A 16,850-nucleotide genomic window follows, 5' to 3' on the forward strand; every position below is an offset into this window, starting at 1 on the left:
AAGCAACAAAAAAAACCGTTATTGAATGGATCGTTACTTCCATATATCACAGTTCAATTACAGCATCCATGCCGCTCACGTGATAGTTGCGACTTGATTAAACATCTTATCTGTACTTGTTATCCAATATGTGCTTTTAAAATTATGCTTTACACATATGCATAGCGTGGAGCTTCAGGCAGCCAGCGTTTGAGTAAAGCTTTGGCATTTTCAGGATAATCTTTGAGAATTTGTTGTGCCACATAATGCGCCTGATTCAGCAGATGGTCATCACGCTCTAACTTGGCCACCCGGAAACCCATATCCCCGGTTTGTTTGGTGCCAAGTAGCTCACCCGGACCCCGAATTTCTAGATCCTTTTCTGCAATCACAAAGCCGTCATTACTTTCGCGTAAGATGCGTAAGCGTTCCTGACCATTTTGCGATAAAGGACTTTTATAAAGCAGGGCACAGAAACTGGCGGTTGCGCCACGTCCAACCCGCCCACGTAATTGATGTAACTGAGAAAGCCCCAAGCGTTCTGCATTTTCAATCACCATAATCGAGGCATTCGGCACATCGACACCCACTTCAATGACTGTCGTGGCAATGAGGAGTTGCAGCTGATTATCTTTAAATTGTTGCATCACCGACTGCTTTTCATCGGCTTTCATTTTGCCGTGTACCAAGCCAATATTGATATGTGGAAAGCGTTCTTTAATTTCCTGATAAGTCGCTTCAGCCGCTTGGGCATCTAAAGTTTCAGATTGTTCTACCAAGGTACAGACCCAATACGCTTGCTTACCATCAGCACAGTTTGTAGTAATCCGGTTTAAAACTTCTTCACGGCGGTCTAAAGGAATGGTCACGGTTTGAATCGGGGTACGACCTGGGGGGAGTTCATCAATCACCGAAGTATCCAAATCCCCATAAGCCGACATTGCGAGCGTACGTGGAATGGGTGTTGCAGTCATCACCAGCTGATGCGGAGTCATGTTATTGGCCCCTTTATTACGCAGTGCCAGTCGTTGATCGACCCCAAAGCGATGCTGTTCATCAATAATCACCAAACCAAGTTTGGCAAATCCGACATTTTCCTGAAATAGGGCATGGGTACCGACCACTAAATTGGCGGTGCCTTCTTTGATGCCTTGTTCTGCAGCTGCGCGCGCTTTACCTTTCTGTTTCCCTGAAAGCCAGGATACGGTTAAGCCAAGTGGTTCAAACCATTTTTTAAAATTTAAATAATGCTGTTCAGCCAAAATTTCAGTTGGTGCCATCAGTGCCACTTGCCAGCCTTCTTCTAAGGCATGACACGCTGCCACGCCAGCGACCAAGGTTTTACCTGCGCCGACATCCCCCTGAACTAAACGCTGCATCGGTTTATTTTGTTTTAAATCCTGCACAATTTCTTTGGATACGCGTTTTTGCGCACCGGTCAGGCTAAATGGCAAGCTGCCTAATAATTGTTTGGCAAAATTTTTACTTGGTGAAAAAGAAGGTGCTTCGATTTGCTGAATATAAGCACGGCGTGCAAGCAGACTGATTTGATGCGCAACCAGTTCTTCAAAAATCAGGCGCTGCTGGGCAGGGTGGGAGCCTTGTGCCAGTTGCAACATATTGGCATTCAGCGGTGGCTCATGAATATATTCCAGTGCCTGTTTCAGCGCATAACCATTGGTGAATTTTTCTGGCAATAATTCAGGCAGGTCATCACTATGCTGTTTCAGTGCCTGTTTGACATAGTCACGGATTTTGGCTTGGGTTAAACCTTCAGTGGCAGGATAAATCGCGGTGAGTTCAGTTTTGGGTAAGGGAGTATGTTCGGTAATCAGCTGGATTTCAGGATGATACATTTCCAAACCACGTGCACCGACCCGGACTTCACCAAAGATGCGCAGTTGATTGCCTAGTTTAGCTCGATCGGTCAGGGCTTTATAAATATGGTAAAAACGTAAAGTGACTTTGCCAAAATCATCCTCTAATAGCACCGCCATAGATTTGCGCTTACCCGGTGGAAAATCCACACCTTTGACCACGCCTTCTAGCAAATAGCTGCGCCCCACGATCAATTGGTTCATGGGGATGATCGTGCTACGATCTTCATAATCACGTGGCAGATGAAACAGTAAATCATCTGTGCTGAAAATATTCAGTTTTTCCAGTAAAGCAGCAGAGGCATTGCCTACCCCTTGCAATTGATGGACTGCAGCCATTTACCCTCAACTTAGGTTATGTAATCAGGTGTTTAATGCATATATTATTTATTGGTTATGGTAAAACATCTCGGCGCGTTGCTAAACAATTATTTCAACAAGGCCACCAAATTACCACAATTAGCCGAAGTCTGAAAACGGATGACTTTGCCACGCATCTGATTCGGGATGTTCATCAGCTAGATTTAGCGCATGTTCCAGCCATCGATTGGGTTTATGTTTTGCTGTCACCTGCACAAAGCACTATAGACGGGTATCAGCAGGCCTATGTTGATTCTGTTGCACCTATTATACAAGCGTTAAAACATCATCCGATTCAAAAGATCGTGGTTGTGTCGTCTACCCGTGTGTATGGTGAAAATAAGGGTGAGCGAATTGATGATGATTCAATTATGCAGCCCCGTGATGAACAGGGCCAATTACTCTTAAAGATGGAGCAGCTGTATCAGCAGGCTTTCCCAAATCAATGCATCATCATTCGTCCGACCGGAATTTATGGCACTTCAATTGCCCGAATGATCAAGCTGGCTGAACTCAACAAAAGCTATCCTAAAGTTCACTATAGCAACCGGATTCATATTGATGATTTAGCCCGATTCCTGACGCAATTGATTCACGTGGAACATCCAAAAAATTCGTATATTGTCAGCAATAATCAGCCGATACCTTTGCATGAAATTATTCAATGGTTTCAACGACAGCTGAATTTGCCTGAACTGGTTTTAGAAAATGGCGAACAGTCGGGAAAAAGGATTTATGCAACACGAATGCTTGAAACAGGATTTGAGTTGGAACATGAAGATTGTTTTAGAGATTACTTGCAGATGTTAGAAAACATATAAGAAAGTCCCCCCTCCTTTTTAAAGAAGGGGTTAGGGGAGGATTAAAATTAAACCCTCCCCCTTGCGGAATCGAAATATATTTCGAGTTCCTTATTTCCTAAAAGGAGAGGGAACGGATCAGGAAAAACTATTTCTTTTTACGCTTCAAACGACGTTTCGCTTGTTGAGCAGCAACTGCATCTAATGCTTCTTTTAACTCTTCATCGCTAAAGGTGGTAATGTGTTGCAGCATTTGCAAAGTCACATCATCCAGAACCAGGTTGGCGTACTGAGCCACATTTTGGAAGTTCTCATCAAATACAATGGCGTTGTCTTCGTTGTTACGAATGTAACCTTGTTGAGTCAGCACTTTAATAAAGCTTTGGAATAAGGCTTTATCAAAGAATTCTGGGGAATTGAATTCATAAAGTACCGACAAACGTTGACCGACGAGATGACTCAGCTCTTCAACCTGACGGGTCGAAATATTACCTGAGCCACGTTGTGTGATCAGCGCTAAGGTCATGTAATAACGTTCAAGACTTTGCATCACAGGAGCAGCCAGAACCACAAGCTGATTATGATCTTCCGAGTTTGGCGCTGGAGATTCCAGGTTGCCTTCTGCATCTACAGAGATCAATTTCGCATGAATTAAAGCTTCAACATAAGCGCAGATTTGATCTTTCAGTTCATCATCTTGCCATTTTAAGAATAATTCAGCTTTTAAGAATGGATAAAGCGTGCGAATCACACTGATCAGGTCACCACGATGAATCGAACCGTTATGTTCAACCAAGGCAGCAATTAAAGATGGCAATACAAAGGCATGCAGAATGTTATTGCGGAAGTAGGTCAGTAATACAGCTTGATTATCTTCAATCGCAATAATATCGCCCAACACGTGTTTGATGCGTTTAATCAGCTTCAGTTTTAGACCGTAGGCAATAATTTCTTTGCCTGAAAGCGGTGTGACTTGGGTGCGTTCATCGTAAGGTAAGGCAGCAACCAAATTGCGGTATGCATCCAGCTGCTTAATGCAGATCTCTTCATCTAAGGTATGTTTTGGCGTTGCCAGTAGAATCAGAGAAAGCAGCGATACCGGGTTAATCACTACTGCACGGTTAATGTTTTCTAAAATTGCATGCGCTGAACCGTTGACTGCATCCGACACTTCTTGCGGAACTGGGTCATCATTCTTTTCAATCTTGATTTGATCTGCACCGTGTTTTTTCAGCATGTCATCTAAAAATACCGGTTCACCAAAGTTCACATGCACTTTACCGAAAATGCGCTCGATTTTACGCAAGGTTTTTAAAATACCAATAATCGACTCAGATTCTTTCGGCTTGCCTTGCATTTCACCGACATAGGTTGAGCCTTCCATCAGGCGTTCATAGCCAATATAAGTCGGCAAGAATACGATCGGTTTTGATCGGCCACGCAAATGACTATGTACGGTCATCGCAAGCATGCCTGTTTTCGCTGGCAGCAAACGACCGGTACGTGAACGGCCGCCTTCAATAAAATATTCCAGCGGGGTGTTACGCGATAAAATGCTGTACAGGTATTCTTTAAATACAGTGGTATATAAGCCATTGCCACGGAAGGTGCGACGAATAAAGAATGCACCGCCCCCACGTAATAATTGACCCACAAACGGCATATTCAGGTTATCACCTGCAGCGATGTACGGCACCATCATGCCACGTTTATAAATCACATAAGACAGTAATAAATAGTCGATGTGACTACGGTGACATGGGGTATAGATGATCTCGTAGTCTTTGGCGAGTTCACGCACGGTACTGAAATTATGGACTTCTACGCCGTCATACAGCTGCGTCCATAAACGGGTCAGTGCCATATCGGCAAAATGCACCGCAGAATGTGAATAATCAGAGACAATTTCATTTAAATAACCAATCGCACGACGTTCCGATTCAATCATGCTGACTTTGCTGCGTATACTTTCACGGCGAATTGCTTCTTGCACATCCTTGGATTTGATGAGTGAATGCATCACATTACGACGGTCTGACAGGTCAGGACCGAGCACAACTTCGCGCTGCCCATCTAGATAGTTATTTAGGGTATTGAGAATATAAGTCGCAGGCGACAAGTTTGGATGAGTCTTTTTGGCAAATTCGACCAGTGCGCGCAAGGATTGCCCTTGATGGAATTCCAAATAAGACTGACGACCATGCAAACCAATATTCACCAATTGTTTAACTGTACCTGGGGTGGCCCAAGTATCAGTAAACAGCAGTTTGAACCAGGAATCTTCTTTATCAGGTGAGCGTCCCCACAGCACAGTCACAGGAATAAGCTCGATATCAACTTCAGGATGATTATCTAAAAGATCAAGTAAACGTAATAAGCGTGGCGGAAAAGCATGCGGTGGAGGATTGAGTAAATTATTTTCATTGTGATGTTGCAAGAACAACACCGATGCTTTTTCTTTCTGATTCCCAACCACTAATGGGTCTAAGGCAGGTGAAAGTTTGAGACGTCGTGTTTCACCATCGACAATCAGTGCATTGCTACGTGAGTAATTTTGTAGAACATAGCAGATCATTTTTTGCTTAATCGGTTGCTCTGCTGCTGTATTTGCTTCTGTAGTTGTCGGTTCAGTAGGAACCTCACCAAGAACATGTGGGGTTACCACGAGGTCAAGCAGCTTACTGGAAAGCTGACGATACATTTGACCAAAGCCACTCTTGGACATATACACTCCTACTTAAATGACCGGAACCACAGATTTTCTGAGGGGAAAATTGTTTAGCATCATTATAATTTAAAACATTATGTCATTTTCTGACAAAATGCATATTGATTGTGAAATTTATCGTTAAAAATCGTATTTTTAGCCACTATACACCATAAACAATCTGACAGACCAGTCAGTCTAATTCTAGGGTTTTTGTCTGGATTTGTGGCAAAATAGCTGCAATAGTTTATCTGATTGATTTAAATTTTTCGCCTACATTTCAGGTATCCCCCAGCAAAATAGGTCGTTTATGAATGCGTTAACCCAAGAATTGGTTGAATTACTTAGCCTTGAAAAAATTGAAGAGAATGTCTACCGAGGGATAAGCCGAAACTTGGTCGGAAAACGTGTTTTTGGTGGTCAGGTGTTAGGACAGGCATTACGCGCGGCTTCGTATACAACTGATCGTCCTGCACATTCATTGCATGCTTATTTCTTGTATGGAGGGGATGTCAATGCACCTATTCTGTATCAAGTCGACCGTTTGCGAGATGGCAAGAGTTTTGTCAGTCGCCAAGTCCGTGCCATTCAACATGGTCGTACCATTTTTACCGCGATGATTTCTTTTGCTCATCCAGAGGACGGTTTAAATTACCAGATTAGTGAACCTGAATATCCGGCACCAGAACAGCTAAAATCAGAAGCTGAACTGAAAAAAATGATAGTAGAATTTGTGCCGGAAAATGTGCGTGCCAGCTTTATGCGCGATCGCCATATTGATATCCGTCCGATTGATCCAAGCAATCCATTTCAACCGCAGCCTGAAGCGCCATCTTATGCGCACTATTTACGCACACACGATAAAATCGCGCCAGAAATTGACGAGATTTCTTTGCATCAAGCCATTGCCGCATTTTATTCAGACTTTACCTTAATGACCACAGCGCTTCGTCCGCATGGTTTAAGTTATTTATCGCCAAGTTTGCAATGTGCCAGTATTGACCATGCCATGTATTTCCATAAGCCATTTCGTGTCGATGAATGGATGCTATACGACATGGATGCAACCGTGAGTGCAAGTTCGCGTGGCTTAAATTTCGGTCGCATGTGGCAAAACGGCGAGTTGGTGTGTAGTACCACCCAAGAAGGTTTAATTCGTATCCGCGAAATTGAAACCCAGTAACAGATCATATCTGCTTTAAAAAAACCGGGCATAAAGTCCGGTTTTTTTATGATGTTATTTTAATGGCAGTGCGGAATGTCTTCCGATACATCTTTATGACAACCATGACCGGAATGAGCAAAAGCTGTTCCTATGCTGAATAGGAACGTGGTAATAAGAATTATTTTTTTCATATTGGTACTCTTTTAATTATTAGTGAATTTCTTGTAATTCAAAAGCAGATTTTATGCCATATATGCTTCGGGGGATTGCTGATTCAGACAAAGTGAAGCGCTTGCTTTTGCTTATTTATGCAGAACTTGTGACAAAAAATTCCTCGATTCTAAAAATAGGGCATGGCATAGTGCCTGCAAGACTTAACAATAAAAGCATGCAGAGATGAGCTTAAATACCCAAATTTTGATTGCTGCAATTTTAGGCGTGGCTTTCGGTTTTATTATGAATCTTTATCCCGACACTGCATTTTTTGATGCCAGTTTGTATGGGTTGGGAATTGCCAGCAGTATTTTTATTGGCTTATTGAAGATGCTGTTAATTCCCCTGATTTTTAGTTCAATTGTGGTCGGTGTATCCAACTTGCAATCGGGTGGGCAATTAGGCAAAGTCTGGAAAATTACCTTGGCCTGCTGCGTCACCACCACCACATTAGCCCTGATTCTCGGGATCAGTTCTGCGCATTTGTTTGATGTTGGAAAGGGCGTAGACATCGCCATGTTCCAAGATGCGATGAGTACTCATCAGACTCCGGATACCTTAACGCCGACCTCATTTTTTACCAATTTTATTCAAAATACCTTAATCAATCCCTTTAAAGCATTTTCTGAAGGCAATGTCCTTGCCGTAGTGTTGTTTGCCTTATTTTTTGGGGTAGCTTTGGTACATGGCGGTGAACGCTTCAAAACTGTACGTCAGGTCAGCCAGCAGTTTTTTGACATGATGATGTTCATGATCATCTGGGTGATGCGACTGGCCCCGATCGGTATTTTTGCTCTATTGGCAAAACTCATTTCAACCGAAGATATTTCTGTACTGAACCGTCTGATGGAGTTTGCTGCTGTGGTTACCGGAACCACTATTTTTCACGGTGCCGTGGTTTTACCGCTACTACTGTGGATTTTCGGCAAGATGAATCCGATTACCTTTTTTAAAGGCACGCGTACAGCCCTGATTACGGCGTTTGCCACCAGTTCCAGTTCGGCCACTATGCCACTTTCCATGAAGTGTGCCCAAGAAAACTTGGGTGTGCGTCCAGCAACAGCCGGTTTTGTCATCCCGTTGGGAACACAGCTGAATATGGATGGCACAGCACTTTATGAAGCGGCTGCGGCTTTATTTATTGCCAATTTGATGGGGCTGGATTTAAGTATTGGACAACAGCTTATTGTTTGTGTCACAGCCATGATTGCCTCACTCGGTGCACCGGGTATTCCAAGTGCCGGCATGGTGACCATGATTATGGTATTGCAATCAGTCGGTTTGCCGGCGGAAGCCATTGCCATTTTATTGCCGATTGACCGTTTACTGGATACCGTGCGGACTGTGGTGAATGTTCAAGGCGATATGATGATTAGTGTGGTAGTGGATCGTCACACCCGTGATGAGGAAATTCCAACTTAATCATTTTCCCAGCATGGATTCCATACGACCTCCCAAACATGTCCATTGGGATCTTGAAAATAACCTGCATATCCGCCGTAAAAGGTGGCTTGTGCAGGTTTAATAATTTGAGCACCTGCACATGCTGCTTGTGCCATGACTTGATCGACCTCTAATGGACTAAAGACATTATGTCCCAGGGTCATTTGGGTCGGGCACATTGGACTCAGTTCTAGACCCGTATCATGCTGAATACTCTGTTGCGGCCATAAGGCGAGTTTTAAATCTGATTGCAGTTCTATAAAAGCGACTGCACCATATTCATAGTCTTGACCCAGAATACCTTGGCTATTTAAGCCTAAACCTTCACAATAAAATTTAAGGGATTGCTCTAAATCCTTGACGGCAAGCGTGATGACTGAAATATAGGGTTTCATCTTTTATCCTGATCTTTTTTCTTATCTGGATTTATTGTAGTGCAAATAAAAGCAGGGCATAAAGCCCTACTGTTTGGTATTTGTGTGCTTGCCTTAAGCGACTTTCAGTGCTACTCGTTTTGCTGCAGGGGAGTGATCTAAATAGGCGATTGCATCTTCTGTTTTAGCTTCATGCACTGGATCGTACCAAGGCATTAAATATCCCAGTTGTTGTGAAACCAGCCACAGTGGATTAGGCATTAGACGGTTATCTTGTTGTGAAATGCGATACCATTCACGCCAAATCCACGGTTTAAATACTTTAAGTCGAATCGATTTAAAGCGTTCATCCTGCTGCATGATATAGGCTGCACCATCAACCCATAAGCCCGGTACACCCGCGATGACCACCACACTTAAATAGTAGCGTGCAATATAACCACCGCCAAGATGACGATATACATCAAAGGCCACAGTACGGTGTTCTATTTCTTCTGCGCCGTGCCATTTGACCAGATCGAGCATGGCAGGATCGGCTCCAAGTTGCTCCCAATATTGGTTATACAGGACATATTTCCCCAGTACGCAGGTCATATGTTCAACTGTGGCAATAATACCGAGACGAAATAAATCCCACTGATGTTCGAATGATTTTGGTAAATTTAAACCGAGCGGTCGGTCTGCCAGTACCTTGCCGAAGAGAAAATCCATAAGCTTAAGATTGCGCTCTACATCAATGTTGCGCACCGAGAGATATTCTTTATTCGCTGAGGCATGTGCCTGTGCATGCATGGCTTCCTGGCGGATAAAAGCTTTGACATCCTGTTTGAGTTTTTCATCGCTAATTTGCAGCAAGACTTTGTTATATAAACGGCAGAACCAGAATTCACCCGCAGGTAAAATCATATTAATTTCATTGACGAAATAACTGACAAAAGGATGATTGGGAATCCAGTCAACAGGGGTCTGTTGCCATTCAAATTTGACTTTACGCGGCTTGATTTGGTAATCAATTAAAGATCCAGTTTTAGACTTTTTCAATAAGGATAAAAACTTCATCATTCTGTCCTTATTTTGTCTGTGATCAAGTTATTTGGTCCGTGATCATGATTGCATCGACTTGGGGGCAGGATAAAAAAATGCCCTCAATTGTGCTTAGCAATAGAGGACATTCAAATCTCAATAGATGATGAATTTTGTCAGACAACTGGTATTAATCAGCTTGTCTACTATCATCGGTTACATCGTCGGCAATTTCGATCTCTGCCTCATCATCTGCATCCATAAATTCTACTGGTTCATCCAGATCGTTGGCGTCAGCTTCAGGAATGCTATCTAAATCGAATTCAGTCGATTGTTCCAGGGTAAAGTTCAGACGACCGGCCATCACGCTGGCAAGTTCTTCCAAACCTTGTTTGTTCATGGATGAGAACAGCTGAATCGAGAATTGAAGCTTCATTTTTCTCAATTGCTGTTGCACTTCTTGCAGTGCTTTCGAGGCAGGACCACGGTTCAATTTATCTGATTTGGTCAATAATACATGCACAAACAATTTACGTGAATAGGCCCATTCCAGCATCATCACGTCAAAGTGTTGCAGGGGATGGCGAATATCCATCAACAACACCAAACCTTGCAGGCTTTGACGATGAATTAGATAATTTTCCAGTTCTTTCTGCCAAACCAGTTTCATTGCTTCAGGTACAGCTGCATAACCATAACCCGGCAAATCGACCAGACGCTGATCCGGATTACCCAAGCTAAAGAAGTTGATCATTTGGGTGCGACCTGGCTTTTTCGATGCACGTGCCAACTGTTTTTGATTGGTTAAGGCATTGATGGCACTGGATTTACCGGCATTTGAACGGCCCGCAAAAGCAATCTCATAACCTGTATCTTCTACACACAGGTTGAGCTTTGGCGCACTCATCAAGAATTCAGCTTGGCGTAACCAGTTGAGTGAACGCACAGAATATTCAGTAATGACAGAATCAACTTTTTTCTCATAGCTGATCTTTTGCTTAGGCGCATTCGCTATCTTACTGTTTTTGGATTTTCCTCTGCTGTGGTGCATAACTCAACTTCAATAAATGATCTACAAAGAAACATTATAAAGGAAGTCGTCTAGGCAAGCGACCTTTGCATTTTGAAAGCAGTAAAACTTCGGCTGGCGATTTAAAGATTAATCAGGGAAATGGGAGATGAGGTGGCGACTTTGCTTGAGCTACTTTGATCAAGCACATCGCCTAAACGATAGTGATCTAAGGACTGATAAAACTGTTCAAGTGCTTGATCTAAAATACCTTTAAGACCACAGTTGCTGCGCAGTACGCAAGGTGGAGTATTGCATTCCACAATCTGGTTATTGCCTTGCAGGATACGGACGATTTGGCCCAGATTTAAATTTAAAGTTTCTATATTTAAGCGAATCCCACCGCCTTTTCCACGTGTGGTAATGATCCAGTCCTGTTTTCCCATGAAATGAACAATTTTAACCAGATGATTTTGAGAGACATGTAAATCCCGTGCAATTTCTGCAATGGTATAAGGGATGTCTCTGGGTCTGGAGATGTACATCAATAGACGCAAGGCATAATCAGTAAATTTATTGAGTTGCATAGAGTCTTTAAAATGTGGGGAAGGGCAATAGGGTAGCTTGAAAGTCCCCCGAAAGGAACTTTCAATAACAGGCAATTAATTAGTTCTTAAGCATTTAGCCTTTAACTGGTGCAGAAACCTGAACCACATCGCCTGCTTTATAATTTTCAAGCAAAATGTTGGCTACAGAATACTCTGTATGATTTTCTTCAGGTTTTACATCAAACGTAAACTGATCTGCAGATTGAGCATCAGCAAAGGTAAATTGTTGAGGCTGTTGAATGTCATGTCCAGGTACTTGAACTTTGACTGAAATATAGCTACCAGCTTCAGCACCAACAACAGGCTGACCATCTTGTGCTTTTAAAGTAAAGCGTTTACCGGCATCGGTTGCTTCAACTGCAGCAATTTCAAAGGCACGCCATCCAGCCCAACCGCCATTTTGTGCAGCCAAACCTTCATATTTCTGTTTTTCCACCCCAGCCAAGATACCTGCCAATTGCATATAAGCCTCTTTCCAGGCAGCAATCAGGTCAGATTCAAAGGGTACATTTAAAACTTCGCTAATTGAATGCAATAGGTTGTCACCTACAATGGCATATTGATCAGGTTGAATATCAAGACTGACATGCTTAGTGGTGATGTGTTCAATCGCTTTAGCTAAAACACTTGGATTTTCAATATGTTCTGCATAGGCCAATACCGCTGCTGCTAAGGCACGTGGCTGACGGCCACTAGTTTGATGATCTAAGTTAAAGACATTTTTTAATTCTGGATTATTGTTCAGCATGCGGTTGTAAAAATAGCTGGTCAGTGCAACACCATTTTCACGTAGGACAGGGACAGTTGATTTAACAAGTTCGATATGTTGTGGAGTCATGGCTAGAACATCTTTTTTTGTGGCTATAAGATATATTTAAAATACATCTTATAAAAATTATTGTAAATACATATTTTTAAAAAACCATAAAAAAAATATGGAATATCTGAATATCCCATAATTTTGAAAATCCTGATAGGAAAAAGAAAGTTATTTTCTGCCGAAAAGAGAACCGAGCAAACCACGAACAATTTTCTGTCCTGTACTGCCACCTAAACTGCGTGCTGCACTTTTGGCAAATGTCCCAACAATGTCTTGGGTTATTTTTTCACGTTGTTTCGATGCGCGTTCAGCTTCTTTCTGCTGCTCACGTGCAATACGTTCTTGTTCGCGTGCTTGCTGCTTTGCAAAAGCTTCCTGATCTTTTGCTTGTTGTTTGGCTAACGCTTCTTGTTGTTTGGCTTGCTGTTTCGCTGTTTCTTCAGCAACTGCTTGTTGCTGACGTTGTGTTACTTTTTGCTGCAACATTTCATAAGCACTTTCGCGGTCAATATGTTGTTCATAAACCCCGGCAACGATGCTTTGATTCATCAGTATTTTACGCTCATCTGCGCTAATCGGGCTAAATGAAGAGTAGGGCGGCATCACCCAGCCACGTTCTACAATTTGTGGAATCCCTTTTTCATCGAGGCAGCTAATTAAAGCTTCACCCACTCCAAGTTCGGTAATGGCTTGATCGACTTTAAATTCAGAATTGGCGCGGAAGGTATCTGCCGCCGTTTTTACCGCTTTTTGATCTTTCGGGGTGAATGCACGTAAGGCATGTTGTACACGGTTACCGAGTTGTCCTAATACGCTTTCCGGCAGGTCGAGTGGATTTTGAGTGACAAAATAAATCCCCACGCCTTTAGAGCGAATCAAACGTACCACTTGTTCAATTTTTTCTTGTAACGCTGCACTGGCATTATCAAACAATAAATGTGCTTCATCGAAGAAGAACACCAGTTTGGGCTTATCCATATCACCCACTTCAGGTAATTGTTCAAATAGCTCGGACAACATCCAGAGCAAGAAGGTGGCGTACAGTTTAGGAGTATTCATCAGCTTGTCGGCTGCCAGCAGGTTAATATAACCGCGTCCTTGGCTGTCAGTCTGAATAAAATCCAGAATATTTAAACTCGGTTCACCAAAAAATTGATCACCACCTTGGTCTGCAAGTGCCAATAAATTACGTTGAATGGCTCCCAGACTAGCCGGAGAAAGATTGCCATATTCAGCCTGAAATTCTGCTGCATGTTCAGAAATATAGGTGATGATTGATTTTAAATCCTTAAAATCAATCAAGAGTAAGCCTTGATCATCTGCAATCCGGAAAACCGCCGAAAGTACACCTTCCTGTGTGTCATTCAGATTGAGCATTTGTGCTAATAATAAGGGGCCTATTTCCGAAACCGTGGTTCGAATAGGATGACCTTGTTGGCCAAACAAGTCCCAAAACACCACGGGTGATGCAGCAAACGGAATAGATTCAATATTTAAGACTTTAAGACGTTCATCGAATTTAGCATTGCTTGAACCCGCTTTAGCCAGACTTGAAACATCGCCTTTGGCATCGGCTAAAAACACGGGTACACCAATTCGGGAAAAGTTTTCTGCAAGGACTTTTAAAGTTACCGTTTTACCCGTTCCGGTTGCACCCGCGATTAAGCCATGACGGTTGGCGAACTGTGAATGTAAAACAATCTCTTGTTGAGTATTCGAGGTTTTCTTTGCAATAACGATAGGTGTACCCATATCTGTTCCTGTTTTATTTTCTTATGTTTTGAGTTATTCGAGTTGTGGCGTATTCAATTGTTTTAACGCGTTTTCTATATCTTGAATTAAATCGCTTGGATGTTCCAGTCCTATACAAAAACGAACCAATAATCCTTGTTGCAAATGTGTATGCTCAAGTACACGCATATCCTTTAAGTTATAGAGCATCACCAAGCTAACAGGGCCACCCCAGCTAAAACCCAGCTTAAACAGTTGTAAGGCGTCACAGAATTTGCGGATATCTTTCAATGTATATTCAGGTTTGAAAATAACACTGACCAAGCCAGCACTTTCACCTGTAGTACAAATCTCTTTCCAATAATCATGACCAGCAGATGAGTCATCGGCAGGATGCAGCACCTGAACAAATTCTTGCTGTTGTTTCAACCAGTCCAGCAGTTTTAAAGTACTTTGAGACTGATGTTCATAACGAACTCGCATGGAAGCTAAACTGCGTTGAACTTGTGCAGCATCATCCCCTGAGATAGAGATGCCTTGAATGGCATGCATACGAAACAGTTTATGATGTAGATTCTGATCACGAGTCACCACCGAGCCCATCAAAATATCACCGCCACCACTTGGGTATTTCGTCAATGCATGAACGGTTAGATCGACACTTAAATGCTGATCAGAAAAATCAAATGCATTAAAGGAAAGACCTGCACCCCAAGTATTGTCTAAAGCTGTCAAGATATTGTGTGCTTGAGCTTTTTTAACCAAGCCGACCAAATCTGGAAACTCTAAAGTGACTGAACCTGCGGCTTCCAACCAAATCAGTTTGGCTTTATTCGTAGGTTGGAAACTATCCACATCTATTGGATTGTAAACCTTAACTGTAATACTATAACGTGTTTCCAGATTGCGCAAATGTTCCATGTTTGGACCATAGATATTGTCTGCAACCCAAACTTCATCTCCGTGTGCTAAAAAGCATGAATTCACCAGATTGATGGCTGACAAACCGCTCGGCGCCAGCAGGCAATATTCGCCCCCTTCAATTTGGGCAATGTTGTCCCCCAAGGTAAAAGTAGTTGGTGTACCGTGGGTGCCATAACTATAGTCATAGTCATCGGTCCAATGGCGATTAAACAGTGCATCGGTATCTTCAAAAATAATGGTTGATGCACGAAACAGGGGAGGTTGAACCGTAGAAATGTACTGAGGGGCTTTACGTGGTGCATGAATCAGTTCTGTTTGCGGATTCTTTTTCAATTTTTTGCTCTAAGTCGTATCAAAATTAGTCTTAGCTTAAGAGAAACTTGCACATTAGGCTATATAAATGCCGAAATGTATAGAAACGTTAATCTGCACATAATGTTGGCTTCATTTTTGCTAAACCTATATCAGAACACAACAATAGGCGGGAGCGCATGAAGTCGCATTTAAACGTACATTATTTTCAGCATATTGCTGGTGAAGGGTTCGGCAGTTGTTATCCATTTTTAAAACAGCACCATGCTAAAATTAGTGCAACGGAGTTTTTTGCATTACCTGTAGATCGTCCTTTGGATATTGAAGCTTTACCCCAAGTGGAAGATGTGGATTTACTCATTATTATGGGTGGGCCGATGAGTGTGAACGATGAAGCAAATTTCCCTTGGTTAAAAGTCGAAAAACGCTGGTTGCGACGTTATCTTTCAATGGGCAAACCCGCAATTGGTGTGTGTTTGGGTGGTCAGCTTATCGCTAATGCATTGGGGGCAGCCGTTAGCCGAAATGAAAAACAAGAACTCGGCTGGACTGGGGTACGTAAAGTTAATCATGTACCTGAAGAGTGTTTTGAATTGCCAGCGCAATTTAATGTGATGCAATGGCATAGCGAAACCTTTGAAATACCGAAAGGGGCGATTCATTTAGCCGAAAATGATGTTTGCCGCAACCAGATGTACCAAATTGGCAAAAATGTCTTGGGATTCCAGTTTCATCCAGAAATCACACCGGAAACATTAAAGCTGTTTTTAGAAAATGATGAAGAGCGGGTAAATTTTTCAGGAGAATATGTACAATCTGATCAACACTTGAAAAAGTCGCCAAAAAATAATTTTATTCAAGGAAATCAAATATTAAATCAAGCAATAGAGTATGTTTTGCAAAAAACGGCAAGTTGATTTGTTTTTAAACAATGTTACAAATTTATAATGTCAGAAAACTACTAAAAAGCTGAAAAGAGATTTGCTTAAGCGTTAAACAGTGGCTATAATGAGCGGCCCTTTAATGAAAGGGGTTAACTACGAATAAAGTAGTTAATATCGTGACAGTCGTGGCATCGATCATGACCTTAGTGATTTTCACTGCCTTTGACACTTACCGATAGGTAAGATGCGTCAGAGGTGATTCTTTATATTTTTGGCTTGGAGTTTACTGGTATGTCTAACCAGAGAATCCGTATCCGTTTGAAGTCTTTTGATCATCGTCTAATTGATCAATCTGCTCAAGAGATCGTAGAAACAGCAAAACGCACTGGTGCACAAGTTTGTGGTCCAATTCCGATGCCTACACGCATCGAACGTTTTAACGTTCTAACTTCACCGCACGTTAACAAAGACGCGCGTGACCAGTATGAAATCCGCACTTACAAGCGCTTGATCGACATCGTTCAACCAACAGACAAAACTGTTGATGCATTGATGAAATTAGATCTTGCAGCTGGTGTTGATGTTCAGATCGCATTGGGTTAAGGCTTTCGGGTTAATTAA

Annotated in this window: 14 protein-coding genes; 5 read left to right on the forward strand and 9 right to left on the reverse strand. The window is 42.3% G+C overall.

The genetic code is table 11. The annotated features are described in order from the left end of the window. Positions 1 to 149: 149 nt before the first annotated feature. Positions 150 to 2,195: an ATP-dependent DNA helicase RecG gene (recG, locus tag ACP69Y_RS04205; RefSeq protein ID WP_425916457.1), complete on the reverse strand. Its 2,046-nt coding sequence runs from the start codon at positions 2,193 to 2,195 to the stop codon at positions 150 to 152. 35 nt (positions 2,196 to 2,230) lie between these two features. Between recG and ACP69Y_RS04210 the strand changes: the two genes are divergently transcribed. Next, on the forward strand, positions 2,231 to 3,037 hold the full coding sequence (locus ACP69Y_RS04210; RefSeq protein WP_425916459.1) for an NAD-dependent epimerase/dehydratase family protein: 807 nt from the start codon (positions 2,231 to 2,233) through the stop codon (positions 3,035 to 3,037). Between the two features lie 127 nt (positions 3,038 to 3,164). Here ACP69Y_RS04210 and plsB read toward each other — a convergent pair whose 3' ends face one another. Further along, positions 3,165 to 5,741: a glycerol-3-phosphate 1-O-acyltransferase PlsB gene (gene plsB, locus ACP69Y_RS04215; protein ID WP_425916461.1), complete on the reverse strand. Its 2,577-nt coding sequence runs from the start codon at positions 5,739 to 5,741 to the stop codon at positions 3,165 to 3,167. A gap of 292 nt (positions 5,742 to 6,033) precedes the next feature. Between plsB and ACP69Y_RS04220 the strand changes: the two genes are divergently transcribed. Both ACP69Y_RS04220 and ACP69Y_RS04225 read left to right on the forward strand, forming a co-directional pair. Further along, a complete protein-coding gene (locus ACP69Y_RS04220; protein WP_425916463.1) occupies positions 6,034 to 6,906 on the forward strand; it encodes an acyl-CoA thioesterase in 873 nt (290 codons plus the stop codon). Between the two features lie 378 nt (positions 6,907 to 7,284). Continuing rightward, entirely contained in the window at positions 7,285 to 8,523 is a 1,239-nt protein-coding gene (locus ACP69Y_RS04225; RefSeq protein WP_425916465.1) for a dicarboxylate/amino acid:cation symporter, read from the forward strand. On the opposite strand, the gene ACP69Y_RS04230 is transcribed toward ACP69Y_RS04225, so the two are convergent. The 7 genes from ACP69Y_RS04230 to ACP69Y_RS04260 all read right to left on the reverse strand — a co-directional run bounded on the left by ACP69Y_RS04230 (position 8,520) and on the right by ACP69Y_RS04260 (position 15,366). Then, a complete protein-coding gene (locus tag ACP69Y_RS04230; RefSeq protein WP_425916467.1) occupies positions 8,520 to 8,939 on the reverse strand; it encodes a VOC family protein in 420 nt (139 codons plus the stop codon). The genes ACP69Y_RS04225 and ACP69Y_RS04230 overlap by 4 nt on opposite strands. Before the next feature lie 93 nt (positions 8,940 to 9,032). Further along, the gene (locus ACP69Y_RS04235; RefSeq protein ID WP_425916579.1) at positions 9,033 to 9,977 is read right to left on the reverse strand and encodes a metal-dependent hydrolase; all 945 of its coding nucleotides are present in this window, start codon (positions 9,975 to 9,977) and stop codon (positions 9,033 to 9,035) included. Between the two features lie 154 nt (positions 9,978 to 10,131). After that, positions 10,132 to 10,992: a ribosome biogenesis GTP-binding protein YihA/YsxC gene (gene yihA, locus ACP69Y_RS04240; protein ID WP_425916469.1), complete on the reverse strand. Its 861-nt coding sequence runs from the start codon at positions 10,990 to 10,992 to the stop codon at positions 10,132 to 10,134. Between the two features lie 101 nt (positions 10,993 to 11,093). Further along, positions 11,094 to 11,537: an RrF2 family transcriptional regulator gene (locus ACP69Y_RS04245; RefSeq protein ID WP_425916471.1), complete on the reverse strand. Its 444-nt coding sequence runs from the start codon at positions 11,535 to 11,537 to the stop codon at positions 11,094 to 11,096. Between the two features lie 94 nt (positions 11,538 to 11,631). Continuing rightward, positions 11,632 to 12,396 carry a globin domain-containing protein gene (locus ACP69Y_RS04250; RefSeq protein WP_425916473.1) on the reverse strand — a complete coding sequence of 255 codons (765 nt, stop codon included), beginning with the start codon at positions 12,394 to 12,396 and terminating at the stop codon, positions 11,632 to 11,634. Positions 12,397 to 12,546: 150 nt separating this feature from the next. Continuing rightward, on the reverse strand, positions 12,547 to 14,130 hold the full coding sequence (locus ACP69Y_RS04255) for a helicase HerA-like domain-containing protein (protein ID WP_425916475.1): 1,584 nt from the start codon (positions 14,128 to 14,130) through the stop codon (positions 12,547 to 12,549). 33 nt (positions 14,131 to 14,163) lie between these two features. After that, on the reverse strand, positions 14,164 to 15,366 hold the full coding sequence (locus tag ACP69Y_RS04260; RefSeq protein WP_425916477.1) for a PLP-dependent transferase: 1,203 nt from the start codon (positions 15,364 to 15,366) through the stop codon (positions 14,164 to 14,166). A gap of 158 nt (positions 15,367 to 15,524) precedes the next feature. On the opposite strand from ACP69Y_RS04260, the gene ACP69Y_RS04265 reads away from it, so the two are divergent. Both ACP69Y_RS04265 and rpsJ read left to right on the forward strand, forming a co-directional pair. After that, a complete protein-coding gene (locus ACP69Y_RS04265) occupies positions 15,525 to 16,262 on the forward strand; it encodes a type 1 glutamine amidotransferase (protein ID WP_425916479.1) in 738 nt (245 codons plus the stop codon). 258 nt (positions 16,263 to 16,520) lie between these two features. Further along, on the forward strand, positions 16,521 to 16,832 hold the full coding sequence (gene rpsJ / locus ACP69Y_RS04270; RefSeq protein WP_000070912.1) for a 30S ribosomal protein S10: 312 nt from the start codon (positions 16,521 to 16,523) through the stop codon (positions 16,830 to 16,832). Positions 16,833 to 16,850 lie beyond the last annotated feature (18 nt).

It is taken from the genome of Acinetobacter sp. TSRC1-2 (assembly GCF_049895885.1).
GTDB lineage: Bacteria > Pseudomonadota > Gammaproteobacteria > Pseudomonadales > Moraxellaceae > Acinetobacter.